This is a genomic window from Streptomyces dysideae (assembly GCF_001514305.1).
Taxonomy (GTDB): domain Bacteria; phylum Actinomycetota; class Actinomycetes; order Streptomycetales; family Streptomycetaceae; genus Streptomyces; species Streptomyces dysideae.
Map to the genome: position 1 here is coordinate 145545 of NZ_KQ949091.1, position 23170 is coordinate 168714.

The 23170-nt window shown below is 66.9% G+C and carries 29 protein-coding genes, 1 tRNA gene and 1 pseudogene; 21 read left to right on the forward strand and 10 right to left on the reverse strand.

Annotated elements, in window-relative coordinates; genetic code table 11:
• Window positions 1-79 precede the first annotated feature (79 nt).
• The 7 genes from clpS (at window position 80) to AQJ91_RS25475 (ending at window position 5043) form a co-directional block, all read left to right on the forward strand.
• Window positions 80-397 carry an ATP-dependent Clp protease adapter ClpS gene (gene clpS, locus AQJ91_RS25450; protein WP_067026070.1) on the forward strand — a complete coding sequence of 106 codons (318 nt, stop codon included), beginning with the start codon at window positions 80-82 and terminating at the stop codon, window positions 395-397.
• 12 nt (window positions 398-409) lie between these two features.
• Entirely contained in the window at window positions 410-1012 is a 603-nt protein-coding gene (locus AQJ91_RS25455) for a DUF2017 domain-containing protein (RefSeq protein WP_067026072.1), read from the forward strand.
• 295 nt (window positions 1013-1307) lie between these two features.
• On the forward strand, window positions 1308-2846 hold the full coding sequence (locus AQJ91_RS25460) for an alanine/glycine:cation symporter family protein (protein ID WP_067026075.1): 1539 nt from the start codon (window positions 1308-1310) through the stop codon (window positions 2844-2846).
• A gap of 191 nt (window positions 2847-3037) precedes the next feature.
• The gene (locus AQJ91_RS25465) at window positions 3038-3460 is read left to right on the forward strand and encodes a M67 family metallopeptidase (protein ID WP_067026077.1); all 423 of its coding nucleotides are present in this window, start codon (window positions 3038-3040) and stop codon (window positions 3458-3460) included.
• 123 nt (window positions 3461-3583) lie between these two features.
• Complete coding sequence (locus AQJ91_RS57840; protein WP_324618026.1) at window positions 3584-3679, forward strand: putative leader peptide; 96 nt, start codon at window positions 3584-3586, stop codon at window positions 3677-3679.
• A 119-nt stretch (window positions 3680-3798) separates the two neighbouring features.
• A complete protein-coding gene (locus tag AQJ91_RS25470; RefSeq protein ID WP_067026078.1) occupies window positions 3799-4086 on the forward strand; it encodes a MoaD/ThiS family protein in 288 nt (95 codons plus the stop codon).
• Window positions 4087-4092: 6 nt separating this feature from the next.
• Complete coding sequence (locus tag AQJ91_RS25475; protein ID WP_067026080.1) at window positions 4093-5043, forward strand: PLP-dependent cysteine synthase family protein; 951 nt, start codon at window positions 4093-4095, stop codon at window positions 5041-5043.
• Between the two features lie 70 nt (window positions 5044-5113).
• Here the strand turns inward: AQJ91_RS25475 and AQJ91_RS25480 are convergent, their stop codons facing one another.
• Window positions 5114-5566 carry a type II toxin-antitoxin system PemK/MazF family toxin gene (locus AQJ91_RS25480; protein WP_067026082.1) on the reverse strand — a complete coding sequence of 151 codons (453 nt, stop codon included), beginning with the start codon at window positions 5564-5566 and terminating at the stop codon, window positions 5114-5116.
• Window positions 5567-5802: 236 nt separating this feature from the next.
• Between AQJ91_RS25480 and AQJ91_RS25485 the strand changes: the two genes are divergently transcribed.
• Window positions 5803-6555: an MBL fold metallo-hydrolase gene (locus tag AQJ91_RS25485; RefSeq protein ID WP_067026085.1), complete on the forward strand. Its 753-nt coding sequence runs from the start codon at window positions 5803-5805 to the stop codon at window positions 6553-6555.
• Window positions 6556-6828: 273 nt separating this feature from the next.
• Here AQJ91_RS25485 and AQJ91_RS25490 read toward each other — a convergent pair whose 3' ends face one another.
• The gene (locus AQJ91_RS25490; protein ID WP_067026086.1) at window positions 6829-8079 is read right to left on the reverse strand and encodes a PTS transporter subunit EIIC; all 1251 of its coding nucleotides are present in this window, start codon (window positions 8077-8079) and stop codon (window positions 6829-6831) included.
• 294 nt (window positions 8080-8373) lie between these two features.
• On the opposite strand from AQJ91_RS25490, the gene AQJ91_RS25495 reads away from it, so the two are divergent.
• From AQJ91_RS25495 to rdgB, 4 genes are all read left to right on the forward strand, one after another.
• A complete protein-coding gene (locus AQJ91_RS25495) occupies window positions 8374-8607 on the forward strand; it encodes a PTS sugar transporter subunit IIB (protein WP_067026087.1) in 234 nt (77 codons plus the stop codon).
• A 90-nt stretch (window positions 8608-8697) separates the two neighbouring features.
• Entirely contained in the window at window positions 8698-9435 is a 738-nt protein-coding gene (gene rph / locus AQJ91_RS25500; protein WP_067026089.1) for a ribonuclease PH, read from the forward strand.
• 141 nt (window positions 9436-9576) lie between these two features.
• The gene (locus AQJ91_RS25505; RefSeq protein WP_067026091.1) at window positions 9577-9984 is read left to right on the forward strand and encodes a hypothetical protein; all 408 of its coding nucleotides are present in this window, start codon (window positions 9577-9579) and stop codon (window positions 9982-9984) included.
• A 46-nt stretch (window positions 9985-10030) separates the two neighbouring features.
• Window positions 10031-10633: an RdgB/HAM1 family non-canonical purine NTP pyrophosphatase gene (rdgB, locus tag AQJ91_RS25510; protein WP_067026093.1), complete on the forward strand. Its 603-nt coding sequence runs from the start codon at window positions 10031-10033 to the stop codon at window positions 10631-10633.
• 55 nt (window positions 10634-10688) lie between these two features.
• Here the strand turns inward: rdgB and AQJ91_RS25515 are convergent.
• A tRNA-Leu gene (locus tag AQJ91_RS25515) sits at window positions 10689-10772 on the reverse strand.
• A 53-nt stretch (window positions 10773-10825) separates the two neighbouring features.
• On the reverse strand, window positions 10826-11854 hold the full coding sequence (locus AQJ91_RS25520; protein WP_067026095.1) for an HNH endonuclease family protein: 1029 nt from the start codon (window positions 11852-11854) through the stop codon (window positions 10826-10828).
• Between the two features lie 161 nt (window positions 11855-12015).
• On the opposite strand from AQJ91_RS25520, the gene AQJ91_RS25525 reads away from it, so the two are divergent.
• Window positions 12016-12525, forward strand: coding sequence for a GNAT family N-acetyltransferase (locus tag AQJ91_RS25525; RefSeq protein ID WP_067026097.1), 510 nt, complete (start codon window positions 12016-12018; stop codon window positions 12523-12525).
• On the opposite strand, the gene bcp is transcribed toward AQJ91_RS25525, so the two are convergent.
• Entirely contained in the window at window positions 12522-12989 is a 468-nt protein-coding gene (bcp, locus tag AQJ91_RS25530) for a thioredoxin-dependent thiol peroxidase (RefSeq protein ID WP_067026099.1), read from the reverse strand. The two genes, AQJ91_RS25525 and bcp, sit on opposite strands and share 4 nt — an antisense overlap.
• A gap of 106 nt (window positions 12990-13095) precedes the next feature.
• On the opposite strand from bcp, the gene AQJ91_RS25535 reads away from it, so the two are divergent.
• The gene (locus AQJ91_RS25535) at window positions 13096-13425 is read left to right on the forward strand and encodes a DUF3618 domain-containing protein (RefSeq protein WP_067026101.1); all 330 of its coding nucleotides are present in this window, start codon (window positions 13096-13098) and stop codon (window positions 13423-13425) included.
• A 43-nt stretch (window positions 13426-13468) separates the two neighbouring features.
• The gene (locus tag AQJ91_RS25540; protein WP_067026103.1) at window positions 13469-13825 is read left to right on the forward strand and encodes a GroES family chaperonin; all 357 of its coding nucleotides are present in this window, start codon (window positions 13469-13471) and stop codon (window positions 13823-13825) included.
• Window positions 13826-13937: 112 nt separating this feature from the next.
• Here AQJ91_RS25540 and AQJ91_RS25545 read toward each other — a convergent pair whose 3' ends face one another.
• Window positions 13938-16367 (reverse strand): transglycosylase domain-containing protein, encoded by a 2430-nt coding sequence (locus tag AQJ91_RS25545; protein WP_107122531.1) that lies wholly within the window; start codon window positions 16365-16367, stop codon window positions 13938-13940.
• Between the two features lie 213 nt (window positions 16368-16580).
• Between AQJ91_RS25545 and AQJ91_RS25550 the strand changes: the two genes are divergently transcribed.
• The 3 genes and pseudogenes from AQJ91_RS25550 to AQJ91_RS25560 form a co-directional block, all read left to right on the forward strand.
• On the forward strand, window positions 16581-17381 hold the full coding sequence (locus AQJ91_RS25550; protein WP_067026202.1) for an ABC transporter permease: 801 nt from the start codon (window positions 16581-16583) through the stop codon (window positions 17379-17381).
• An 85-nt stretch (window positions 17382-17466) separates the two neighbouring features.
• Window positions 17467-18231: an ABC transporter permease gene (locus tag AQJ91_RS25555; RefSeq protein WP_067026204.1), complete on the forward strand. Its 765-nt coding sequence runs from the start codon at window positions 17467-17469 to the stop codon at window positions 18229-18231.
• A gap of 9 nt (window positions 18232-18240) precedes the next feature.
• A pseudogene (locus AQJ91_RS25560) lies at window positions 18241-18537 on the forward strand (ATP-binding cassette domain-containing protein); the annotation flags it as partial.
• A gap of 253 nt (window positions 18538-18790) precedes the next feature.
• On the opposite strand, the gene AQJ91_RS25565 reads toward AQJ91_RS25560, so the two are convergent.
• A complete protein-coding gene (locus AQJ91_RS25565; protein ID WP_067026107.1) occupies window positions 18791-19012 on the reverse strand; it encodes a DUF397 domain-containing protein in 222 nt (73 codons plus the stop codon).
• Window positions 19009-19878: a helix-turn-helix domain-containing protein gene (locus AQJ91_RS25570; protein ID WP_067026108.1), complete on the reverse strand. Its 870-nt coding sequence runs from the start codon at window positions 19876-19878 to the stop codon at window positions 19009-19011. Before AQJ91_RS25570 ends, AQJ91_RS25565 begins: the two co-directional genes overlap by 4 nt.
• Before the next feature lie 210 nt (window positions 19879-20088).
• Between AQJ91_RS25570 and AQJ91_RS25575 the strand changes: the two genes are divergently transcribed.
• From AQJ91_RS25575 to AQJ91_RS25585, 3 genes are all read left to right on the forward strand, one after another.
• Window positions 20089-20544 (forward strand): ATP-binding protein, encoded by a 456-nt coding sequence (locus tag AQJ91_RS25575; protein WP_067026110.1) that lies wholly within the window; start codon window positions 20089-20091, stop codon window positions 20542-20544.
• Window positions 20529-20912 (forward strand): hypothetical protein, encoded by a 384-nt coding sequence (locus AQJ91_RS25580; RefSeq protein WP_067026113.1) that lies wholly within the window; start codon window positions 20529-20531, stop codon window positions 20910-20912. The genes AQJ91_RS25575 and AQJ91_RS25580 overlap by 16 nt, the downstream gene beginning before the upstream one ends.
• Window positions 20913-20992: 80 nt before the next feature.
• Window positions 20993-21511 (forward strand): ATP-binding protein, encoded by a 519-nt coding sequence (locus tag AQJ91_RS25585; protein ID WP_079085190.1) that lies wholly within the window; start codon window positions 20993-20995, stop codon window positions 21509-21511.
• Window positions 21512-21649: 138 nt separating this feature from the next.
• Here the strand turns inward: AQJ91_RS25585 and AQJ91_RS25590 are convergent, their stop codons facing one another.
• Both AQJ91_RS25590 and AQJ91_RS25595 read right to left on the reverse strand, forming a co-directional pair.
• Window positions 21650-22225: a TetR/AcrR family transcriptional regulator gene (locus AQJ91_RS25590; RefSeq protein WP_159054651.1), complete on the reverse strand. Its 576-nt coding sequence runs from the start codon at window positions 22223-22225 to the stop codon at window positions 21650-21652.
• Between the two features lie 171 nt (window positions 22226-22396).
• Complete coding sequence (locus AQJ91_RS25595; RefSeq protein ID WP_067026117.1) at window positions 22397-23074, reverse strand: TetR/AcrR family transcriptional regulator; 678 nt, start codon at window positions 23072-23074, stop codon at window positions 22397-22399.
• Window positions 23075-23170 lie beyond the last annotated feature (96 nt).

The window sequence follows — 23170 nt, forward strand, 5'->3', positions numbered from 1 at the left end:
GACGATTTGTGCGGGGCATGGGACACAACAGTGGCTCCTGCGCTGTCCGTTTGTGCGACCACCCCCCTCCGGTGGCAGCATGGGCTGTGTGACGTCACCCGCTCCCGTAGAGATCGAACGCACCGAGCCGGCGGAGGAGGTCTTCGCCGTCCCCGAGCCGGACGTCCCCTGGGTCACCATCGTCCACAACGACCCGGTCAACCTCATGAGCTATGTGACGTATGTCTTCCAGACGTACTTCGGCTACTCCAAGGACAAGGCCACCAAGCTCATGCTCGATGTCCACCACAAGGGCCGGGCGGTCGTCTCCAGCGGTTCCCGCGAGGAGATGGAACGCGACGTGCAGGCCATGCACGGCTACGGTCTGTGGGCCACCCTCCAGCAGGACCGGAAGTAGCGATACCCCCTGATGCCAGGACAATTCGAACCGCTCCCCGGCGGCGGCGCGGCCGTCGCCCTCGACGACGTCGAGATCTCCATCATCCGGTCGCTGGCCGTGCAGCTCCTGGAGCTCATCGGCCCCGGCCCCGGCGAGGACGCCCCCGACGACCCGCTCGCGGAACTGTTCGCCGAGGGCCCGAGCGAGCCGCCGGCCGACCCGGTGCTGCGCCGCCTGTTCCCCGACGCCTACGGCGACCCGGAGGCGGCCCCGGGGCCCAGGGAGACCGAGGAGCAGCGGGCGCACTCCGCGGAGTTCCGCCGGTACACCGAGAACGACCTGCGGGCCGGCAAGCGGGAGAACGCCCTCGCGGTGGTCCGCTCCCTGGACGCGCTGAGCCCGGTCGGCGAGGGCGGCGCCGTCCTCAAGCTGTCGGGCGAGGAGTCCAGGCAGTGGCTGGGCGCCCTCAATGACCTGCGCCTCGCGATCGGCTCCCGGCTGGAGATCACCGACGAGGAGGACACCGACCTCCTCTACCGGCTGCCGGACGAGGATCCGCGCAAGCCGATGGTGATGGCGTATCTGTGGCTCGGCGGCCTCCAGGAAACGCTGGTCTCGACGCTGCTGCCCTGACGTGCGGCGGTCATGTCCGGAAGTGTGACGAATTCGTGTTCGCTCAGAGGACGCTCAAATCCGCATAACGATCCAGTCACTGCCCCTGGGGTTTTGTACCCCGGGGGCACTCTCGTGGCCCCTCCTGTGATCTGCGCCACTAAAGATCGCATAAACGCCGTGATAAGAACTGGCAACTCGTTTTCGGCACTACCCCCTCGCCTTGTCGCAGAACGGACAACGGCGTTTGCCCAACCCCATCCGCTGTGCCACGCCGGCACGTCCTGCACGTCCCCGCCGCTCTTGAGGTAGCTCGATGTCACTCGACTCCATCACCACATCCATTGACGACGCCGTCAGTGGTTTCTTCGAACCCGTATCCGAGAAGGTCGCTAAGTACGTCTTCTACTCCGTCACGGTCAACGACACGGAACTCCCCCTCATCGTCGCCTGGCTCGTGATCGCGGGCCTGGTCTTCAGCGCCTGGTTCGGGCTCATCCAGATTCGGAAGTTCAAGCTCGCCCTCGACGTCGTGCGCGGCAAGTACGACGAGAAGGACGCCCCCGGCGAGGTCAGCCACTTCCAGGCGCTGACCGCCGCCGTCTCCGGCACCGTCGGCCTCGGCAACATCGCCGGTGTCGCGGTCGCCGTCACCATCGGTGGTCCGGGTGCCACCTTCTGGATGATCCTGTGCGGTCTGCTCGGCATGGCGAGCAAGTTCGTCGAGGTCACCCTCGGTGTGAAGTACCGCGAGACGCACGAGGACGGCACCGTCTCCGGCGGTCCGATGTACTACCTGCCCCGCGGCCTCGCCGAGCGCTTCGGCTCCGCCGGTGCCAAGTTCGGCAAGGTGCTGGCCATCGCCGCCTCCGTCATGATCCTCCTCTTCGGTCTGTTCGGCGGCAACCTGTACCAGACCAACCAGAGCTACGCGCAGATCTCCTCGACCTTCGGTGGCGAGGACGGCTTCCTGGCCTCCTCCGCCGGTGCCGTCCTCTTCGGCCTGGTGGTCTCCGCGCTGGTCGGCCTGGTGCTGCTCGGCGGCATCCGCTCCATCGCTTCCGTCACCAGCAAGCTGGTCCCGGCGATGGCCATCATGTACATCCTGGCCTGCCTGGTCGTCATCCTGAGCAATGTCTCCGCGGTGCCCGACGCGGTCCAGGACATCATCAAGGGCGCGTTCCAGCCCGAGGGCGTCGTCGGCGGTGTGATCGGTGCCCTGATCCAGGGCTTCAAGCGGGCCGCCTTCTCCAACGAGGCGGGTCTCGGCTCCGCCCCGATCGCCCACTCCGCGGTCAAGACCAACAAGCCCGCGAGCGAGGGTCTGGTCGCCCTGCTGGAGCCGTTCATCGACACCGTCGTGATCTGCACCATGACCGCGCTGACGATCATCATCGCCAACCCGGCCAGCTGGGGTGAGGCGCGCGAGAGCGGCGAGGTCGTCGGTGTCGTCATCACCTCGGACGCCTTCGGGACCGTGCTGCCCTGGTTCCCGAAGCTGCTGACCATCGCGGTGCTGCTGTTCGCCTTCTCCACGATCCTGACCTGGGGCTACTACGGCCTCAAGGCCTGGACGTACCTCTTCGGCCGCAGCAAGGTCAGCGAGACCGTCTTCAAGGCCATCTGGAGCGCGTTCGTCGTCCTGGGCTCCCTGATGTCCCTCGGCTCGCTGATCGACCTGGGCGACTCGGCGCTGTTCCTGCTGTCGGTGTTCAACATCATCGGCCTCTACCTGCTGGCCCCGATCGTCAAGCGCGAGCTGGACAAGTTCCTGGACTACGTCCGGGAGCGCAAGGCCCGCGCGGCCGTGGGCAGCGGCGAGGCGGAGGACGTGGCGTCCGCCAAGACGCTCTGACCCTCTCTCCGCGGTACGCCTCCGGGCCCGTTCGCACCGTTCCGACGGTGCGGGCGGGCCCGGTCGCTTGTGTTGAACGGGCCTTCAAATCCGGGTGACCGGCTGAGCCCGCGACCTCCCGTTGTCCGGAATACGGGCTGTCCCGTACCACCCCTCGGTACCGGACAGCCCCTCTGCTTATCCTGGCCAGCATGCTGACCATCACCCAGGCCCTGTACGACCAGATCGTCGCCCACGCGCGCAAGGACCACCCTGACGAGGCGTGCGGCGTGGTGGCCGGCCCGGCGGGCACGGACCGCCCCGAGCGCTTCATCCCCATGCTGAACGCGGCCATGTCGCCCACGTTCTACGAGTTCGACTCCGGCGACCTGCTCAAGCTCTACCGCGAGATGGACGACCGCGACGAGGAGCCGGTGGTCATCTACCACTCCCACACCGCGACCGAGGCCTACCCCTCCCGCACCGACATCTCCTACGCCAACGAACCCGGCGCGCACTACGTCCTGGTCTCCACCGCGGACACCGACGACCTCGGCGAGTTCCAGTTCCGCTCGTTCCGGATCGTCGACGGCGAGGTGACGGAGGAAGAGGTCAAGGTGGTCGAGGCGTACTGATCTCCCCGCGCCGGGCCACCCGGAAGTCGGCCTGAACAGTGCGGTCTCACTCCCCGGCCGTCAATCGTCCGGGATGTGGGATCACATTCCAAAAGCCGGACCGGGAATCGATACGATGAGCCCATGGTTTCCCACGACGTGAGCGACAAGACGCCGGGCACGCTGCTCGTGGCGCGGCTGCACGTCGACCTGTGCAGGCTCGCCAGCGCCATCTGTTGACGCCGACCCCTGCCGCCGTACGGCCGTGAGCCGCGGCGCCTGAGACGCACCACCCCTTGCCGTATCTGCGCTGCCGCGCGCCCACCGACCTGACTTCCTCCCGACAGGAGCCCTGAGCCATGGCCATCGAGGTCCGCATCCCCACCATCCTCCGCCAGTACACCGACGGTCAGAAGGCTGTCGACGGCACCGGGGACACCCTCGCCGAGCTGTTCGCCGACCTCGAGACCCGGCACGCGGGCATTCAGTCCCGCCTCATCGACCCGGCGAACGGCGACCAGCTGCGCCGCTTCGTCAACGTCTACCTGAACGACGAGGACGTCCGCTTCCTCGACGGCATCAACACCAAGCTGACCGACGGCGACAGCGTCACGATCCTGCCGGCCGTGGCCGGCGGTATGGCCTGATCACCCATGCGTTACGACTCCCCGCTGGCCGCGGTGGGCAACACCCCCCTGGTGCGCCTGCCGCGGTTGTCGCCGTCCGACGACGTCCGTATCTGGGCCAAGCTGGAGGACCGCAACCCCACCGGCTCCGTCAAGGACCGTCCCGCCCTGTACATGATCGAGCAGGCGGAGAAGGACGGCCGCCTGACGCCGGGCTGCACCATCCTGGAGCCGACCAGCGGCAACACCGGCATCTCCCTGGCCATGGCGGCCAAGCTCAAGGGCTACCGCATCGTGTGCGTGATGCCCGAGAACACCTCGCAGGAACGCCGGGACCTGCTCGCCATGTGGGGCGCGGAGATCATCTCCAGCCCCGCCGCGGGTGGCTCCAACACCGCCGTACGGGTCGCCAAGGAACTGTCCGCCGAGCACCCCGACTGGGTGATGCTCTACCAGTACGGCAACCCGGACAACGCGGGCGCCCACTACGCCACGACCGGCCCGGAGATCCTCGCCGACCTCCCGTCCATCACCCACTTCGTGGCGGGCCTCGGCACGACCGGCACCCTGATGGGCGTCGGCCGCTACCTCCGCGAGCACAAGCCGGACGTCAAGATCGTCGCCGCGGAACCCCGCTACGACGACCTGGTCTACGGCCTGCGCAACCTCGACGAGGGCTTCGTACCCGAGCTGTACGACGCCTCCGTCCTCACCACCCGCTTCTCGGTCGGCTCCGCCGACGCGGTCACCCGCACCCGGGAACTCCTCCAGCAGGAGGGCATCTTCGCGGGCGTCTCCACCGGCGCCGCCCTGCACGCGGCGATCGGCGTCGGCAACAAGGCCCTGAAGGCCGGCGAGAGCGCGGACATCGCGTTCGTCGTGGCCGACGGCGGCTGGAAGTACCTGTCGACGGGCGTCTACACGGCGGCGACGACAGAGGAAGCGATCGAAACGCTGCACGGTCAACTCTGGGCCTGAGGAGCGCCCCGTCAGGGGCGCGGGGAACTGCGCGACCCGCCACTGCGGACCCGCAGCCGAAGGACAACCGCTAACCGGCTAGGTGACGGACCTGGTCCCAAAGGACCGGGTCCATCACTCCCGCCCGCCTCCGGAAGTCCCACACGGGCACCTCACGCAACTCGTCGATCTCCAGAAAACTGGCCCGCCCCTGCGCATCGCCGACGGCACCCGGCGGCAGCGGGATCACCCCGGCCCGCTCGTCGCGGTACTTACTGGTGATCTTCGCGACCACCACCTGACGCCCGCGCACCGAGAGCACCAGACACGGCCGGTCCTTCGCACCCGGCCCGTCCTCGTACGGCACGCTCGCCCACCAGATCTCCGCGGGCCGCGGCTGAGTCCGCGGGCGCCCCTCAGGCCGCCCCGGCGGACGCGTCCTGCGCCCCTCCGGACGCCGCCCCCGGCCCCACCCTTCGACGAGCGTGGCGACCAGCGCCAGCAGTACCACCGCCGCGAGCGCGAGCCACCATGACGTGTCCATACGGACGACGTTACCGGCGCGCGCACAGACCGCGCGCCCTTCTCGCGCCAAATGCTCTCCCACAGCCCGAAAGGCGTGGGAGGTACCCCCACCGGGTCCAGCCGAACCGGTGACAGCACAGGTGAGTTCGCCCACAACAGCCCTTGGCGGAGGAGCGACCGGAGGTTTTGCGCCTTACGCTCGACGCACCGCACGACCCCCGTCTTTCACTTCCCGCCAGCGGAGGTTTCTGCTTTATGAAGCTCACCGTCGTCGGCTGCTCGGGGTCGTTCCCGTCCGCGGAATCGGCCTGCTCGAGCTACCTCCTCGAGGCCGACGGCTTCCGGCTGCTTCTCGACATGGGCAACGGTGCCCTCGGCGAGCTGCAGCGCCACTGCGGTCTCTACGACCTCGACGCGATCTTCCTCAGCCATCTGCACGCCGACCACTGCATCGACATGTGCGCGTACTTCGTCGCGCGCTACTACCGGCACGACGGCGGCCGCTGCGACCCGATCCCGGTCTACGGCCCCGAGGGCACCGAGCACCGCCTCACCACGGCCTACGCCGACACCCCCACCGCCTCCTCCATGAGCGAGGTCTTCGACTTCCACACGGTCAAGCCGTCCACCTTCGAGATCGGCCCCTTCACGGTGCACACCGAGCGGGTGGCGCACCCCGTGGAGGCGTACGGCATCCGCGTCGAGCACGGCGGCAGATCACTGACGTACTCCGGCGACACGGGCGTCAGCGCCCACCTCGACGAACTCGCCCGGGACACCGACCTGTTCCTCTGCGAGGCCGCCTTCACGCACGGCAAGGAGAACATCCCCGACCTGCACCTCAACGGCCGCGAGGCGGGCGAGACGGCGACCCGGGCAGGTGCCCGCCGCCTGGTCCTCACCCACATCCCCCCGTGGACCGACCCGCAGGTCAACCTGGCCGACGCCCGCGCGGCCTTCGACGGGCCGGTGGAACTGGCGGCGCCGAGGGTGACGTACGAGATCTAGTGCCCCAACAGGCGACATTCGCCCCGTCGCGACGCCCGGCACGCTCCCCCACTGCCTTGAGGGCGTGGGAGGTGCCCCCACTCGCCGCACCGGGCACAAACCCAAGTACGTCCAGTACGAGGGCTTGTACCCGGCACGCCGAGAGCACGCACCGGACGCCGCTCCTTGACGGGCGAACGTTGCCTGCCGGGGCACCAGTTCTTCGTACGTGCGCGACGGCCCCGGAACCTTCCCGGTTCCGGGGCCGTCGTCATGCCGCACTTCGGTCGGGGCTCACGCCTTGGTGAGGTCCTCGACCTCCTCCTCGGGCTCGCGGCCCGGGGTCGGCAGGTTGAACTTGGTGATGGCGAACCGGAAGACGGTGTAGTAGATCGCCGCGAAGACCAGACCGATCGGGATGATCAGCCATGGCTTGGTTGCCAGGTTCCAGTTGAGTGCGTAGTCGATGAAGCCCGCGGAGAAGGTGAAGCCCGCGTGCACGCCGAGCGCCCAGGTGATCGCCATGGACAGGGCGGTCAGGACCGCGTGGATCACGTACAGCGCCGGGGCGATGAACATGAACGCGAACTCGATCGGCTCGGTCACCCCGGTCACGAAGGAGGTCAGCGCGAGCGAGATCATCATGCCCATCACGGCCTTGCGGCGCTCGGGACGAGCGGAACGAGCGATGGCGATCGCCGCGGCCGGCAGACCGAACATCATGATCGGGAAGAAGCCCGACATGAACTGACCGGCCGTCGGGTCACCCGCGAAGAAGCGGTTCAGGTCGCCGTGGACCACCTCGCCGGCGGCGTTCGTGAAGTCGCCGATCTGGAACCAGGAGACGGTGTTCACGAACTGGTGCATGCCGACCGGGATCAGCGCACGGTTGATCAGACCGAACAGACCCGCACCGAAGGCGCCGAGGCCGGTCATCCACTCGCCGAACTCGGAGATGACCTCACCGACCGGCTCCCAGACCAGGCCGAAGAAGACACCCATGACGGTGCCGACGAAGGCCATGATGATCGGCACCAGACGGCGGCCGTTGAAGAAGCCGAGCCAGTCGACCAGCTTGGTGCGGTGGAAGCGCTGCCACAGCACGGCGGCCAGCAGACCCATGACGATGCCGCCGAGGACACCGGGGTTGTTGTAGGTCGCGGCTATGTCCGCGCCATCCTGGATCTTCGCCTCGGTGACCGGGAACGCCTTCAGGACGTTGCTGTAGACCAGGAAGCCGACCAGGGCGGCCAGCGCGGTCGAGCCGTCCGACTTCTTGGCGAAGCCGATGGCGACACCGATGCAGAACAGCATCGGCAGGTTGTCGAAGATCGCGCCACCGGCGGTGGCGAACACGGCCGCGACTTTGTCCCAGCCGAGGCCGTCCTTACCGAACACGTCGGGCTGGCCGAACCGGAGAAGCAGACCCGCCGCCGGCAGTACGGCGATCGGGAGCTGCAGGCTGCGGCCGACCTTCTGCAAACCCTGGAACAGGCCGGATCCCCGCTTCTTCGCGGGGGCCGCCGATGCGGTGGCGGTGCTCATAGACTTCCTCCATCGGGTGGTGGTCTACACCACTCAGTGGTGTAGACCTGTTGTAGCAGATGAAGGATGCATAAGGAACCCGCGATTCCCGTGACCGCAGGCCTACGTGGAGTTACGTGGAGCTACGCCTTGACGGTGGGCGGGTTGGCGGCCGTCCATAGGGTGGTGTAGACCAGTCGGCGGACGGTGCGCTGTCGTGAAAGCCATCCTTCGGCATCCACGACATGACCGCTCGCAAAGATGGGGCAACTGTGGATTACTGCCACAAGGCGGTTCGGACCAGGGAGAAGGAACATGGCCAGCAAGGCTGAGAAGATCGTCGCCGGGCTCGGTGGCATCGACAACATCGAAGAGGTCGAAGGCTGCATCACCCGCCTGCGCACCGAGGTCGTGGACGCCGCCAAGGTCGACGAGGCCGCCCTGAAGGCCGCTGGAGCGCACGGAGTCGTGAAGATGGGCACGGCGATCCAGGTCGTCATCGGCACGGACGCCGACCCGATCGCCGCGGAGATCGAGGACATGATGTGAAACCGCGGGATCATCCCCGGCTTCACCCCCTGAGGGCCCCTGCCCACGGCGGGAGGGGCCCCTTCCGTATGTGCCGCTAGGCTCAGCGGCATGTCACGCATCGACGGCCGCACCCCCGAACAGCTCCGCCCCGTCACCATCGAACGCGGCTGGAGCAAGCACGCCGAGGGCTCCGTCCTCGTCTCCTTCGGCGACACGAAGGTCTTCTGCACCGCCTCCGTCACCGAAGGCGTCCCCCGCTGGCGCAAAGGCAGCGGCGAGGGCTGGGTCACCGCGGAGTACTCCATGCTGCCCCGCGCCACCAACACCCGCGGCGACCGCGAATCCGTACGCGGCAAGATCGGCGGCCGCACCCACGAGATCAGCCGCCTCATCGGCCGCTCCCTGCGCGCGGTCATCGACTACAAGGCGCTCGGCGAGAACACGATCGTCCTCGACTGCGACGTCCTCCAGGCCGACGGCGGCACCCGCACCGCAGCCATCACCGGCGCCTACGTCGCCCTCGCCGACGCCATCGCCTGGGCCCAGGGCAAGAAGCTCGTCAAGGCCGGCCGCCAGCCCCTGACGGGCACGGTGTCGGCGGTCTCGGTCGGCATCGTCGGCGGAGTCCCGCTCCTGGACCTCTGCTACGAGGAGGACGTCCGCGCCGAGACCGACATGAACGTCGTCTGCACCGGCGACGGCCGCTTCGTCGAGGTCCAGGGCACCGCCGAGGCCGAGCCCTTCGCCCGCGAGGAGCTCAACGCCCTGCTGGACCTTGCCGTTTCGGGCTGCACGGAGCTGGCGGACCTCCAGCGCAAGGCACTTGATAGGGTCCTCGAAAAGTAAAGGGAACACCAAGAAGGGTGGCCGACGGAGGCAACCCCGCCGCCCGCCCCGGCGTCCCTAGGGGTACGGGCGTACGGCACACCACTGTACGCCCGGCCAACACGGGGGCCTGCGAGGCCTGAGCAGGGAGGAAGCACAGCCATGGCCACGAGCCGACGCGGTCTTCGCAGTCGTATCACCATCGCCGCCGCAGCAGTGGCGGCCGTCGCGCTGACCGCCGGACTGACCACCGGCTGCGATGCCGTCAGCAAGGCACTGGACTGCGTCCAGACCGCCGACGCCATCGCCGACAGCGTCACGGACCTCCAGCAGGCCGTCGAGGGCGCCGCGAACGACCCGACCCAGCTCGAGGAGTCCCTCGACTCCATCGACAAGAACCTCGACGAGATCGGCGACAAGACCGACAACGCCGACGTCAACAAGGCGGTCGACGACCTTAACAAGGCCGTCAACAACGTCCGTACGGCCGTCAAGAACGGCGACGAGACGCCGGACATCAGCCCGGTGACCGACGCGGCCGGCGAACTGACGAAGGTCTGCACGCCGTAACAGGGCCGGGGCGGGGATCCTGGCGGCTCCTGGGACACTGAACCCCATGACCCGCTTGATCCTCGCCACCCGCAACGCCGGAAAGATCACCGAGCTCAGGTCGATCCTCGCCGACGCAGGCCTCTCCCACGACCTCGTCGGCGCGGACGCCTATCCCGACATCCCCGACGTCAAGGAAACAGGCGTCACCTTCGCGGAAAACGCCCTGCTCAAGGCCCACGCCCTGGCCCAGGCAACGGGCCTGCCTGCGATCGCCGACGACTCCGGCCTCTGCGTGGACGTCCTGAACGGCGCCCCCGGCATCTTCTCCGCCCGCTGGTCCGGCCACCACGGCGACGACAAGGCCAACCTGGACCTCCTGCTGGCCCAGCTCGCCGACATCGACGACGCGCATCGGGGCGCCCACTTCGCGTGCGCGGCGGCGCTTGCTCTTCCCGACGGCACGGAGAGGGTGGTCGAGGGACAGCTGAGGGGGGTACTGCGGCATGCGCCGGTGGGCACGAACGGGTTCGGCTACGACCCGATCTTGCAGCCGGAGGGGGAGACGCGGACGTGCGCCGAGCTGACCGCCGCAGAGAAGAACGCGATCAGCCATCGGGGGGAGGCGTTCAGGGCGCTGGTACCGGTGGTGCGGGAGTTGTTGGGCTGAGGCGACGAAGGTCCACCCGGCTACATGCTCCGAGTGGACCTTCGATTCAAAGGTGTACGGCCGGAGGGACTCGAACCCTCAAGGGATTTCTCCCGCAACACCCTAAATGTTGTGCGTAGGCCAATTCCGCCACGGCCGCCCATATCGGTCATTGTGCTCGACCGGCAGTGCTCAGTGTACGGGGAGATCAGCTCATCCGGCGAGGGGGACCGGCCCTTTCCGGCGACACCACGTCTCTGTCAACGCATGGCAGTTGGGGCACAGGTATCGCAGATTCTCGCGACGGTTGTCGCGCCACTCCCCGTTGACATGGTCGATCTGCAAGGTGATCGGCTGCCCCAGCCACTCGCCCTTGTTGCCGCAGGTCTCACACGCATAGGGCACCCCGGTCTCGGTCAGTGCACGGTGAAGTTGAGTCCTGTTGGTCCGCCCGGCGTGATCGGGGAGTACGACGAGAACTCGGTGGGCGGTGGGTGCGGGCGCCGGACGTTCCGGCCGTCCCCATGCCCTGCGTGTGAAGTGGCTCGTGTCGAGGCCGAGTCGAGCCGCCGCTCGCCGGACCCGCCGGTGATTGGTGTCGTTGACGTCCAGGCCGAGACCGCGCATCACATCGGCGTAGCTGGCGGAGTGCCGTACGAGGTCGCGGAGTCTGTCCTCGGGGATCGATACGCGCTGGTGCGAGAAGTGCCTTGTGTCGATGTGTCGGGCGCGCAGCATGTGGCTGAGGGTTGCGCGCGAGCGGCTGTCGTCCGGTACACCCGGTGTGCGAGCCACGCCGCGCACACTGGTCGCCGTTGCTGCGGCTGCCCTGAGTTCTTCAGTGGTGAAGGGCAGGTCCAGTTCGGTCCTGTTGATGCCGGGGAAGTGGCTGATGTCGATACCTGCTGCGTGGATGCGGCGGCGGATGTGAGACAGAGTGCCGGTGGCTGGGGTGGCGCCCAGCTTCAGTGCCACTTCGCGCAGCGAGGACGACGAGGCGGCGGCTTCGGCAATGGCGGAGTCCGGGTACTTGCGCCATGGACTGCGCTTGGCGAAGTGGCTTGTGTCGAGTCCATGCCCCGCCACTTTCTCCTGCAGTACGCGGCGTTGTCCTCCGCTTGTCCTGAGACCGAGCCGCCGCATCAGATCGGTCCAGTTGCGGGCCTCGGCGACAACCGGTGCGAGCTGATCCTTGCCGTACGAGTCCGTGGCGCTCGGTGCCGATTGCGGTGCGTTCTGCATGGACGTCCCCCTCCGTTTCCGGCCACACGTTCGTGGCCTCGTACGGAGTAACGAACCGCTGATCAGACAGTCACGCTCGACATGTAAAAGGGCTGATAGATTGATGTTGATCAGTGAGGCCTTCCGGGCGTGGACGCTTGTCCGTTCGGGAGGCTTTTTTCATGACCTCAGACCTCAAGCTGGCTATTCGCCCAGCCACCCCCGCCGATCGCCCCGCGCTCGAACGCCTATGGCTCATGTTCCGGCACGACATGTCCGAGTTCGGTGGTCAACTGCCCAATCCCGACGGCACGTTCAGGAGTGAGCGGCTGGAGGCTGCCTTCTCCGGGGACGTGGACTGGGCGGCGTATCTCGTCAGCCGTGGTGGGCATCCCGTCGGGTTTGCCCTTGTGCGGGGGCTCAGTGGGGCTACTCGCGTGCTCAACAGCTTCTTTGTCGTGCGAGGGGCTCGGCGGACCGGCGTCGGGATGCGCGCCGTCCGGGATGTCGTCGCCCGGCATCCGGGGCAGTGGACGATCGCTTTTCAGGACGACAACACCGGTGCCGTCCGCTTCTGGCGGCGCGTAGCCGAGGCGCTCGCTCCCGGTGACTGGACCGAGGAGCGCAGGTCGGTGCCGCAGCGGGCCGACCTGGCTCCTGATGTCTGGGTGTCGTTCGGATACCCGGGTTAGATGCCCAGGTCCTTGATGATCTTCGTCACGTGTCCGGTTGCCCGGACGTTGTACAGGGCTCGCTCGACCTTGCCCTCCTCGTCAACGATCACCGTGGAGCGGATGACGCCCATGTAGGTCTTGCCGTAGTTCTTCTTCTCGCCGAAGGCGCCGTAGGCCTCAGTGACGGTCTTGTCAGGGTCGGCGAGGAGGGTGATCTTCAGGGATTCCTTGTCGCGGAACTTCGCCAGCTTCTCGGGCTGGTCGGGGGAGACGCCGATGACGTCGTAGCCCGCGCCGGCCAGGAGCTCGAGGTTGTCCGTGAAGTCGCAGGCCTGCTTCGTGCAGCCGGGGGTCAGGGCCGCCGGGTAGAAGTAGACGATGACCTTGCGGCCCTTGTGGTCCGACAGGGAGACGTCTTTGCCGTCGGCGTCGGGGAGGGTGAAGGCGGGGGCGGTGTCGCCGGGCTGGAGTCGCTCGCTCATCGATCCAGCGTAACGGGGGGTCCTGACAGTGCGGAGGCGGGCGGAGCTGACAGACTGTTCGGCGACAGGCATGCGACAGGCAGCAGCGGACTTCGGAGGCCTTACGGTGGCGGACACGTCGGACACCAGAACCCCGGCGCAGATCGAGGCGGACATCCAGCGCCGCCGCGACGTGCTGGCCGAGACGCTCGACGAGATAGGGGTGCGGGTGCATCCCAAGACGATCGTCGGTGATGCCAAGGCCAAGGTCGCGTCCAACATCGATCACACGCTCGGGCGGGCCTACGTCGGGGTCAACCGCGCCGTGAGCCAGGTGAAGGCCCGGTTCGTCGACGACGAGGGCGCGCCCCGGCTGGAGCGGATCGTGCCCGTCGCCCTGGTGGTGGTCGGTGTGGTCGGGCTGCTCGCTGTGGGTGCCCGGCGTCGCAAGCGCTGACCCGGCGGCGTACGCAGGCGGTAAAGGCAGGTAGGTTCGAGGCGTGAGCGCCAACAGAAACGAGCAGAGCACCCAGCACGACAAGCTGCCCATCCGGATGCTGCACGACCGTGTACTCGTGCGGCAGGACACCAGCGAGGGCGAGCGGCGTTCGGGCGGTGGCATTCTGATTCCGGCCACGGCGGCCGTGGGCCGTCGGCTGGCCTGGGCCGAGGTCGTCGCCGTGGGGCAGAACGTACGGACCGTGGAGCCGGGCGACCGGGTCCTCTACGACCCGGAGGACCGCGCCGAGGTCGAGGTGCGGGGCGTCCCCTACGTGCTCATGCGCGAGCGTGATCTGCACGCCGTGGCCGCGGACCGGTTCGAGGGGTCCGAGGACTCGACGGGGCTGTACCTGTAGATGTACCTGTAGAACAACGTGGGACGACGGCTGGACAGGGCTGGTGACGATCATCGTCACCAGCCCTTTTTTCGTGCCCGGAGGGTCCAGAGGGTCAGGAGAGCCCGGAGGGTTACTCTCTGCGGGCTGTGAACAGCGGGCCGCCGGCGGTTCCTGTCGTGCCGCCTGGCGTGCCTCCGGTGGTTCCGTCGGTCGTGCCTCCGGTGGTGGTGCCGCCGTCCGACGTGCCGCCGGTGGTCGTGTCTCCTGTCGTGCCTCCGGTGGTGGTGCCGCCGTCGGTCGTCGTGCCGCCGTCGGTGGTGCCCCCGGTCGTGGTGCCGCCGTCCGTCGTGCCGCCGTCCGTCGTGCCGCCGGTCGTGGGGTCGCCCGTCGTGCCGCCGTCGGTCTGGCCCTCGGTCTGGCCCTGGGGCGTGCCCTCGGTGTCCTCGCCGCCGGTGGTGGTGCCGCCGTCGGTCGGGTCGCCGGTGCCGGGGTCCTGGGACGGCTGGGCCGGCGGGAGCTGGATCTCGTCGGCGCCCTCCTGGAGTTCCAGGTCGAAGTCGGTGACCGGCTGGCCCTTCAGGGCGTCCTTGGTGAACTGGGCCCAGATCTCGGTCGGTGCACCGCCGCCGTTGATGCGGGGCAGGCCCATCACGTTGTACAGGGACTTGTGGGCGGCGGTGTCCGGGTCCTGGCCCATCACGGCGACGACGGTCGCGAGTTCCGGGGTGTAGCCGGCGAACCAGGCGGCGGTGTCCTCCTCCGCCGTACCGGTCTTGCCGGCCGCAGGGCGGCCCGCGGCCTGGGCGGCGGTGGCGGTGCCCTGCTCGACCACGCTCTGCAGCACGGACGTCGTGGTGTCGGCGGCCTCGCGGCTGATGACCTGGGAGGTCTTGCGCTTGGGCAGCTCCATGACGTCGGCGCCGTCCTTGGTGATCTTCTCGACCATCGTGTACGTGCCGTGCTTGCCGTGGTTGGCGAGGGTCGCGTACGCCTCCGCCATGTCGAGGACGCTGGCGGTGGCGGTGCCCAGCGCGATCGACGGGTACGGCTGGAGGTCGGGGGTGTCGGAGGGCAGGCCGAGCTTGATGGCCGTCTCCTTGACCTTCTCGGGGCCGACGTCGACGGCCAGTTGCGCGTACACCGAGTTGACGGACTTGTCGGTGGCGCTGCGGACGGTGATGTCGCCGTAGGAGACCTGGTCCTCGTTCTCGGGGTCGTAGGTCTCGCCGGTCCAGCCCTCCACGGGGCGCTTGTTGGTGCCGTCGTAGTAGGTGTTCGGGGTGATCGTGCGGCCGTCCTGGGTGGTGGAGCCGTTCTCCACGGCCGTGGTGAACACGAAGGGCTTGAAGGTGGAGCCGACCTGGAAGTCCCGGCGGGCGGCGTTGGGGGTGTACTGCTTGACGTAGTCGATGCCGTTGTACATCGCGACGACCTTGCCGGTCTTCGGGTCGACGGCGGCGCCGCCCGCGCGAACGTATGTGTCGACCTTGCGGTTCTTCTTGTCGAGCTTGTCCATCAGTTGGTCGTTGACGGCGTCGACGAAGGCGTCCTGCTTGTCCTTCTGCAGGGTGGTGGTGATGCGGTAGCCGCCCGCGTCGAGATCGTCCTTGTCCACGATCCGGTTCTTGGTGAGGTAGTCCTTCACGATCTGGACGAGGTAACCGCGCTGCCCGGACAGGCTGGTGGAGACCGTGGCCTCCTTCGGCGTCGCGAACTTCGTGCCGTCCCGCTCGGCCTGGCTGAGCCAGCCCTCCGTGATCATGCCGTCCAGGACGTAGCTCCAGCGGGCTTCGGCGGCGGCCTTGTTCTCCGGGTGGGCGACGACGTCGTACTCGCTGGGCGCGTTGAGGAGGGCGGCGAGGTAGGCGCCCTGGGCCGCCGTCAGGTCCTTGGCGTCGATGCCGTAGTAGGCCTGGGCGGCGGCCTGGATGCCGTAGGCGTTGCGGCCGAAGTAGCTGGTGTTGAGGTAGCCCTCGAGGATCTTGTCCTTGGACTGACTGCGGTCCAGCTTGATCGAGATGAAGAACTCCTTCACCTTTCGGGTGACGGTCTGCTCCTGCGCCAGGTAGTAGTTCTTCACGTACTGCTGGGTGATCGTCGAGCCGGACTGCTTGCCCTTGCCGGTCGCGGTGTTCCACCCGGCGCGCAGCATCGCCTTGGGGTCGATCGCGGACTCGGTGTAGAAGTCGCGGTCCTCGGCGGCCAGTACGGCGTGCTGGGCGTCCTGGGAGACCTGTGCGAGCGTGACGTTCTCCCGGTTGACCTCGCCGTCCCGGGCGAGCTGGCTGCCGTCGGCGTACAGGTAGACGTTGCTCTGCTTGGTGGCGAGTGCGTTGGCCGGCGGGATCTTGACCATGGAGTAGCCGAGGTAGAACAGGCCGATCAGCAGCAGGGTGCCGACGAGGAAGGTGCCGAGCACTGTCCGCCAGGTCGGGAGGATCCGGCGCCATCCGGTGCGCCTGGGCCGCCGGGGTTTCTGGCCGCCCGGCTCGGGAGCCGCCTCCGGCTCTCTGGGTGCCGAGCCCTGGTTCGGCTGCGGCTGCTGCGGCTCGTCGCTCATGTCGTGCACGGACTCCTGTTTCGCCTCGTACGTTCCCGTACGCCTCGTTACGCCTCGTTACGCCTTCTGCGCCCCCTCTTGAAGACTCTCGCACCAAGCGTTCCGTTCCCGGATTCCGGCGCGCGCTCGGCCGGAAATCCCGTGGCAGGCCGGATCACTGGAGGACTAGGCTCCTCCGCTTCGGTGTCTGCGCGGGTGAGGAGGGCTGTGGATGTGGGCTCGGGACGGTTGTACCTGGCCGTCGCGGCGGGGGGATTCAGAAGGTACGCGACGTATCGCGCCGCCACGGCCGCCGGAGTGTTCACCAACACCGTTTTCGGCCTGATCCTCGTCTACACCTATCTGGCGCTGTGGGATGAGAGACCCCACTTGGGAGGGTACGACCAGGCGCAGGCCGTCACCTATGTGTGGCTGGGTCAGGCCTTGTACTCGACGCTGGCGATCCAGGGAGGCGGCGTCGAGAGGGATCTGATGGCCCGTATCGGCACGGGTGGGATCGCGGTCGATCTGTACCGGCCTGCCGATCTCCAACTGTGGTGGCTGGCGAGCGACTTGGGGCGGGCGCTGTTCCAGATGCTGGGGCGGGGGGTGATCCCGTTCGTGTTCGGTGCGCTGTTCTTCCCGATGGCGTTGCCGGGGGATGTCACCACCTGGGGGGCGTTCTTGGTCGCGCTCCTGCTGGCGATGGTGGTCAGCTTCGGGATCCGCTATCTGGTGGCTCTGAGCGTGTTCTGGCTCATGGACGGCACGGGTGTCTCGCAGGCGCTGATGGTCACGGGGGTCTTCTGCTCGGGCATGACGCTGCCGCTGAACGCCTTCCCGGGCGCGCTCGGTGACGTCGTCCAGGCGCTGCCGTGGGCGGCGCAGCTGCAGATGCCGGCGGATGTGCTGATGGGGGAGACCGACCCGCTCGGGGCGTACGCCTTCCAGGCGGTGTGGGCGGTGGTGCTGCTGGCGGCGGGGCGGCTGGTGCAGTCGGCGGCGACGCGGCGGGTGGTGGTGCAGGGTGGCTGAGATCTCCAGGCTGGTGGGGTCGTCCAGGCCGGTGGGGTCGTCGAGGGCCAGGGACGGCCTGCGGACCTACGGGCTGATCGCCGGGATGTGGATCCGGTCCACGATGGCCTACCGCACGTCCTTCGTCATCACGGTGTTCGGGAACCTGCTGCTGACCGGGCTGGACTTTGTCGCGATCCTGCTGATGTTCTCGCAGGTCGACTCGCTCGGCGGCTGGACGTTGCCCGAGGTCGCGTTCCTGTACGGGCTGTCCGCGACGGCGTTCGGGTTCGCGGACCTGGTGCTCGGCTCGATGGATGTGCTGGGCGGCCGGATCCGGGACGGTTCGTTCGACACGCTGCTCGTGCGGCCGGCTCCGGTGCTCGCCCAGGTCGGCGCGGACCGCTTCGCGCTGCGCCGGCTGGGCCGGATCACGCAGGGTGTGCTGGTGCTGGGCTGGGCGCTGGTGGCGGTCGACGTCGAGTGGACCGTGCCGAAGGTGCTGCTGGTGCCGGTGGTGCTGGTCAGTGGTGCGGTGATCTTCGGTGCGCTGTTCGTGGCGGGTGCGGCCTTCCAGTTCGTGGCGCAGGATGCCGCCGAGGTGCAGAACGCGTTCACGTACGGGGGCAACACGCTGCTGCACTATCCGCCGACCGTGTTCGGGAAGGACCTGGTGCGCGGGGCGACGTTCGTCCTGCCGCTCGCCTTCGTCAACTGGGTGCCCGCGGCGTACGTGTTGGAGCGGCCGTATCCGACAGCGCTGCCGGAGTGGGCGGCGTTCGCGCCGCCGCTGGTGGCGGTGGGGTGCTGTGCGCTGGCCGGGCTGGCGTGGCGGGCGGGGCTGCGGTCGTATCGGAGTACGGGGAGCTGAGGGGTATTGATGGACGCCGGGTTCATTGACGTCGAGGGCGTCGAGAAGGTCTTCGACGTGCGCAGGAAGACCGGGTTCCTGAAACGGGAGCGGCGGCAGGTGCGGGCGGTCGACTCGATCTCGTTCCGTGTGGCGCGGGGCGAGATGGTCGGGTACATCGGGCCGAACGGCGCGGGCAAGTCGACGACGATCAAGATGCTGACGGGGATCCTGACGCCGAGCGGTGGCCGCCTGCGGGTGGCGGGTATCGACCCGTCGCGGGAGCGGACGCGGCTGGTGCATCGGATCGGGGTGGTGTTCGGGCAGCACTACCACGAACGATGCGCTGGACAAGTCCAGTGTATCGGCCGGTAGGCCCCTGTCGGCAGACTCCGCCAGAGAGGGCAAAACCGCAGCTCAGAGCCCCTGTCGCGCGTCAGTCGCCCCCGTGCCTTGAACCACCAGGAGCAGCCCAGACGGCCGCAGGGAAGTGCGGCCGATCTAACCGGACGATCTTGCAGGCAAAGAGCGCCCGACCACGGGGAAGGTCGGGCGCTCTTTGGTTCGGGGAGTGTAGCGGCTATGCCTGTCCGAACTCACCAGCACGCGCACCCGCGACGAACGCGCCGAACTCCTCGGCCGAGAACGTCAGCATGGGCCCGCTTGGGTTCTTGCTGTCACGCAGCGCCCGACCACCGCCGGGCAGAGCGGCAACCTCAACACAGTTGCCGTTGTTACCGGAGTACGAGGACTTGACCCACTCCAACCCGCAAGCCGAAGCGGTTTCGATGTATGGCTTCATCGGCCTTGTTCCATTTCCTTAAGGGCGTCCGTGATGAGCGCCCGGGACTTGCTGACGTTGGCCGCCGCCATGTTCAGGCGGCGGAAGAGTGTGGTGTAGGTCTCGACGTCGGCCGCCTCCTCGTAGTAGAGGGTGCTGGTCGGTGACTCGGTGTACACAACGTCGGTTTCCGCCGAGGTCGGGAAGCTCATGATCACAAACGGCCCGAAGAGGCAGGCGTTCATGGGGTCTTCGCGCGGCAGGATCTGAAGCTCGATGTTCTGCTTCCTACTGTCCGCGATCAGAGCCTCAAGCTGGGCCTTCATCACGTCGCGACTGCCGACCTGGTGGTACAGCACGTTCTCGGCGACGATGACCCACAGTTGCAGCGGGCTGTCCCTGGTCAGGATGCTTTTCCGCTCCCGCCGCACGTTGATCTGCGCTTCTACCCGCTCCTTGCCCGCATCGGGGGCTTGCAAGCGGATCAGTGCTTCCGTGTACTCCGGGGTTTGCAACAGGCCGGGCACCAAGTTGGTCTCGACGTTGTACAGCTCCGAGGCGTCCCACTCCACAGCGGCGTAGGCCGCGTACGCCGGATCGACCACGCTCAGGTACCGGCTCCACCATCCCTTTTGCTTGGCCTCGCGCGACAGCTTCTCGATCGCGTTTCGCTCGGTGGGGTCGGTGACGTTGTACGCGTCCATCAACGCGCGGAGGTCGGGCAGGCGGATGCCGGACTGGGCGTTCTCGATCCGGCCGACCTTGGACTCTGCCGATCCAAGCACCTTGGCCGCGTCGGCATGCGTCAGTCCGGCCGCTGCCCGCAACTCCTTGAGTGTGCGTGCGAGCCGCCTCTGACGGAACGTCGGGTTGTTGTTGATCGGCACTGGTCGGCCGCCTTCCTACTACTTCTCCGCAGGTCAAGTGTGCCGCTCGCCGACTGTGAGGGCAACAAGCATTCGACACCCTCCAAAGTAGGGACTTGACACTTTGGGGCAACTACCGTGCACAGTACCTACTGTGACGGTGTGTCTGCTCGGGTGGCCCTAGGCCCCTCGCACCACCAGAGGCACTGGACCCGTACGAGGGGACCGAGTATGGCTGAGCTGAGGTCGTTGCAGGTGCGGTACAGGAGATACCGACCTTGCGTACCGGTGGCGCGTGCTAAAGCACGCGAGTTAGCGCACGAGTGGGGTCTACTCCACGTTGCTGACCAACTGGAGTGGGGAGTCACCGAGTTGGTGACGAACGCCGTAATCCACGGGCGAGCGCCCCGAGGAAGTCGCGTTGTGGTGGGCTACCACCTTGCGGACGATCTTCTCCGCGTGGACGTTCGCGACTGGGCAAGCGGGATGCCGAGGCTGATCCCGCCGACTCCGCCCGGCGAAATCGTCCGCGAACACGGCCGGGGCCTCGCCACTGTCGCCGCGCTGGTGGATCGCTGGGGCGTGATCCCCAGAGTCATCGGGAAGAGCGTGTGGTTTGAGATCACGCTCGGTTCCAAGGAGACGACCGCCCCCTTGAGTGAGGAGGGGCGATGCCTACCGACCTGATGCATGCCCGCCCCCTGCTCTTCGGCTACGTCCGGGCACTTCCTGAACTCGACCCCATCACCGTCACGCGCCTGACGGATGAACTAGCCCACTTCGCCGCTCGCGAAGGTTTCTTGCTGGCCGGGGTCTACGTCGAACGTCGCTGGCTGCACGGCGTGGCATGGGACGCGTTGGTCACTGACTGCTGCCGCTACGACGTGCGAAACGTAGTCGTCTCGGATTCCACGCACCTGCACACGTTGCCCGCCCTGTCCTTCGTGATGCAGAGCGTCATCGAGGACGCCATAGGCGGCCATGTCTGGTTCGTCCATCCCAACGCCGAGGAGTACCCGCCGTGTCCGTCCAGGCCGAGGAGCGCCGCCCCGTGAATGTGCCTCGTCAACCGAACCAGCTTTTCACCACCAGCATCCGCCTTGCTGCTGTGTCCTCGGCCGTACCGTGCTCGCGGATGTTCGTGCGGGACATCCTCGATCGGTGGAAGCTCGGCGACTACATCGAGGTGGCCGAACTGGTGGTGAGCGAGCTTGTCACCAACGCCGTGAAGATGACCGGCATCACGGACCCGGAACCGAAGACTTGGGACATAAGGGCAGAGCACGTCATCGGGGTGCAGCTCCGCACAACGAACGGCAGTCTGTTCGTTGAGGTGTGGGACAGAATCGTGGACGCCCCCGTGGCGAAGAACCCCGACAACAACACCGAGGGCGGCCGTGGCCTGATGCTCATTTGCGCGATGGCGAAGCAGTGGGACGTGTACCGGCCGCAGTCAGGCGGCAAAGTCGTCTGGGCTGAGCTTGAACTGGGGAAGCCCGCCGAACCTCCGCCGCTCTCGTCTCCGCCCCTGACGGTGCACGTACCGGGGATGACCACGGCACCCCGCGGAGCGACGGAGAAGACGGCGCACCTGGGACTGATTGAGCGGATGTTGGACGACTCGCGTTCTGAGGACGCGCCCCCGGAAGCTTGAAGGACGGGATCAGGCGCAGGCCGGCCACGGCCTGGTGGTCGATCTGTTCCAGGCGGCACGACGCTGGAAATGAAAACGCCCCGCCACCCTTACGGGTACGCGGGGCGTTTCCGTTGCGGGTGGCGGGGTTGCGTTGTGTCAGAGAAGTTGGCTGAGCACGAGGTTCGCGGCGTCTTCGCCGGAACGGTCGGGGTGCTTGAGAACCCACGACAGCAGACCAGATAGGTAGAGTTCGGCGACTTCCATGTGGTCGTCGCTGCGGCCCCGATAGTTCGCCAGCAGTCGGCCGAGAAGGTCGGCGAGCTGGTCGAAGTCCACCAAGACGACTTCGTGTGATGTCGATCGGGTTTCGTCGCCCACTCTGGTGACGTCGCGGCTTGCGGGAAGCAGCGAGATGGCCAGAACTGGGCATTGCACGACCGCTTCCGCCAGCTCGTAGACGAAGCTTTCCAGGGTTAGGTTTGCTGCTTGAGCTTGCTTCACGACAGGCAGCAGCATCGGCGTGTACGCCGCGATGGCGACAGCTTGCTTGGTGGCGAAGTAGCGGTTGAACGCCGCCGTACTGACACCGGCCTCCTTGGCGATGTCGTCCAGCGTCACGCCGTACCAGCCGTGCGCGTCGAACAAAAGCGCAGCGGCGCTGACGGTCTTACTGATAGTGCGCTTGCGCTTGGTAGCGGCGGCACGCTGCTGGGGTGTGGTTTCTTCTGACACGCGTCTCTCCAAAGTTCCTCGGATAGGGCGTGCCACCAACCAAGGTTCGATTGGCGGGCGCCACATCCGATGAGGAGAGAGGGCTATTGCCATTTGGGCAATCTGTTTATATTTAAACATATTGCATCAATAAGTGCAATAGCTGCACTAGAGATGCTGGACTAAAAAAATCTATACGCGCTTCTTAATGCGTTCAATCTGCTCTCTTAGCTCCTGGCCTCGATCCTCGTGGAGTGTCACGCCAATAAGCATCCGGCATACCTCGTAAGTGATGTCTTCCGGTACTCCATCTCCGGTTTTCTGGTAGATAGTCGTGAGGATGGATTCCGAGATCTTGGTCAGCATCTCGCGACTGGCCCGCCAACCTTGCGGACTAAAGAATCCATTGGGAAACGGCTGTTGCGTGAGAATGATTACCAAGCCATGATCCAGAGGCCATCCGAACGAATGACTCTCTCCTGGCGGCGTCTCGAAGTATGCCTTAAGCATTCCGACGGTGAGCGCTCGATTTTCATGGCTCAGCTTTGCTGCCGTGTAGACATAGCGGATCAATTCATCGACGCCATCCCTCGGCTGGTAGATGTGAGCGTTGTTCGCCTCAATGATCGTGTCAACCAGCGGTGACAGTAGACGGTCGTAGGCGGCCTTCAGGACGTCGTACTTGGTCGGGAAGTGGTACGGGATCGTCGCCGTCCCCACCCCCGAGGCTTCGGCGATCTGATCAAGCGTGTACTCGCCCTGGGTTTGCTTGTCATACAGGTCAAGCGTGCCGCTCACGATCAACTCCCTTGTGCGTTTGCGCTTGGTCTCGGCTGCCCGTTGCTGGGGGCTCAATCCTTCGTCGCTCATGAAGCCATCCTAGCCGAGTCAGTGTCAAGCCTGTTTCAGAGTTTGACCTAAGTCAGGTTCTGACCTAACTTAAAGCCGTCGAGCCAGCCACACCGG